Source organism: Dokdonella sp. (genome assembly GCF_049593775.1).
Classification (GTDB): domain Bacteria; phylum Pseudomonadota; class Gammaproteobacteria; order Xanthomonadales; family Rhodanobacteraceae; genus Dokdonella.
Genome location: NZ_JBAWHJ010000232.1, coordinates 1 through 2,315 on the forward strand (window position 1 = coordinate 1; position 2,315 = coordinate 2,315).

Annotated in this window: 3 protein-coding genes; all 3 read right to left on the reverse strand. The window is 61.1% G+C overall.

Features of this window, described 5'->3' with window-relative positions; translation table 11 throughout:
• Positions 1-694: UDP-3-O-(3-hydroxymyristoyl)glucosamine N-acyltransferase (locus WBP53_RS08405; protein ID WP_423927848.1), on the reverse strand; the 694-nt coding region annotated here is incomplete at its 3' end.
• Entirely contained in the window at positions 691-1,314 is a 624-nt protein-coding gene (locus tag WBP53_RS08410) for an OmpH family outer membrane protein (protein ID WP_423927850.1), read from the reverse strand. The genes WBP53_RS08410 and WBP53_RS08405, both read right to left, overlap by 4 nt.
• A 60-nt stretch (positions 1,315-1,374) precedes the next feature.
• Positions 1,375-2,315, reverse strand: a 941-nt coding sequence (locus WBP53_RS08415; protein ID WP_423927852.1) for a BamA/TamA family outer membrane protein, incomplete at its 5' end; no start/stop codon positions are given.

Genomic DNA, 2,315 nt, shown 5'->3' on the forward strand with positions numbered 1-2,315 from the left:
GAACGGTATTTTCGAGTGCACCGCGGTCAATCGTGGTGTTGGCTCCAATTTCGCAATCGTCGCCCACCTGCACCCCGCCCAGTTGAGGCACCTTGATCCAGTGATCGGAATCAAAGGCAATGCCGAAGCCATCGGCGCCGAGCACCGCCCCGGAGTGAATCAGCACCCTGCGACCCAGGCGCACACGCGTGACCAGGGTGACCCTCGGGCCAAGTCGCGAATGTGCGCCCACTACGCAGTCGGGCCCCACATGGCAATGGGCACCAAGATCCACGCCGTCCTCGATGATCGCTCCGTCCTCGATTACGCAATGTGGTCCGATGGATGCCGAGGCGGCGATTCGGGCGGAATCGGAGACGACCGCGCTAGGGTGGATGCCGGGTTTTGCTGTCGACACCCGTTCGAAAAGCGCGGCGACCCTGGCAAAGGCTACGTACGGATCCGCGGCAATCAGCAAGGTCGCTGCTGCCAGGCCCGCTGCGATGGCCTCTCCCTTGCGCACGATGATGGCACCGGCGTTCGACGTGGCCATTTGCGAGCGGTAGCGGGCATTGGCGAGGAAACTGATCTGATCAGCCTGTGCCGAGGCCAGGGTGCCGACGCCGCGGATCACCAGGGCCTGGTTGCCTTCGAGTTCGAGCTCGAAGCGGCTGGCGATGTCGGCTGCGGTGAATTCAGCCCTGGTGGTGGTCATGGGCTGCTCGCCTTGCCTGTGTGTTTGCGTTTCAGGCGTTCAAGCACCTGGTCAGTGACATCGATCCGCTGGCTTGCATAGATGACCGGGCTCGGCACGATCAGGTCGATGCCTTGTTCGCGTGCGAATTCGACGACGGCATTGTTGATTTCGCGCCAGCTGCGGTCGAGCTCCTGGTCGCTGCGTGTCTTGAGTTCGCTGCGCAAGTTGTCGCGGTTGCGCCTGATGGAGCGGTCGAATGCGTCGATCTCGCGCCTCAGGGCTTCGGCTTCGGTTCGGTTCATGCTCGCGTTGTCGCGCTCGTAGCGGGAGCGCATTTCCACCAGGCGCATCTCATCGGCACTCAGGGCGGTGTCGCGCGGCGCGAATTCGCGTTCGAGTTTCTGGCGGCCGGCGACCACTTGCGGAGCATTGTCCAGCAAGCGTTTCATGTCGACATAGCCAATGCGCATGGCGGTTGTCTGCGCCGCCAGCGGCGGCGCCAGGCTCAGGGCAAGTGTCACCAGCAGCACGCGCGAGAACCTGCGCGCGGAGGAAGCTGACCAGCCGCGCAGCCCGGACGGCGAGTTGCTACCGCGCCGTGCCGACTGTGTCGATTGGTTCAGCGGTTCGCCAGTCAAACCCGTTCTCCCGATTCACGATATGACCGATGACTGCCAGTTCCAACCTCCTGTGGCGACCTAGTACTGGCCGAAGTTGAACTGGATGGTTTCGGTCTCGTCGCCCGGTTTCTTGTTCAGCGGTGTCGAGATACTGATCGTGATCGGACCAATCGGAGCGCGCCACTGGAACGACAAGCCGGTCGATGCGCGCAGTTCGTTCACATCGAAAGCGTCGAAATCCTGGAAGACATTGCCTACATCGACGAACCAGGAGAGGCGAGTGGTGTTGTCACTTTCCTTGACGAAGGGCGTCGGGAAAATGATCTCGGCCGTGGCGACCGTTTTCAGGGCGCCACCGGTGGGTTGCAGATATCCTGCGCCGAAATCCTTCGGGCCCAATGTGTTGTCGCGGAATCCGCGAACGCCCGCACTGCCGCCCGCAAAGAAATTCTCGAAGAAGGGCAGGCCGCGCGCACCATATTCGGTGATCACTGCCGGATCCTGGCTGTTGTCGACCGAAGTGCGATAGACGCCACTGTAGCTGCCGCCGTAGCCAACCGAAGCACTACCAAAGAATGTCAGCTTTTGCGTGATTGGGATGTATTGCGAGTAGAGGTACCTGAACTTGAAGTACTCCACGGTGGATCCCGGCAGCGAGAATTCGGCAGAAACCGTCTGCAGCGAGCCACGGGTCGGGTTGTAGTACTTGTTGCGCGTGTCGTGCGCCCAGGAAAATTCCATGCCCCACGTATGGAACGTGCGGTGATCGAGTGCAGTCAGGTAGTCGACGAATGCCTGTGGTGTTGACGCGAACGTCGTGATTTCCGTCTGGCTGACGCCGATACGGGCAAGCAGGGAATCGCTCTCGGTCAACGGCAGGCCGATATTGGTACTGAAGTTGTCCGAGTTGGTCAGGTAATTGGCGATGTTGGCCTGCCCGGAGTCCAGCTCGCGATGGCTGATGTCATAGCCGAGTCCGATACCGTCGTCGGTCAGGTAGGGCTCGAAATAGGACAGCA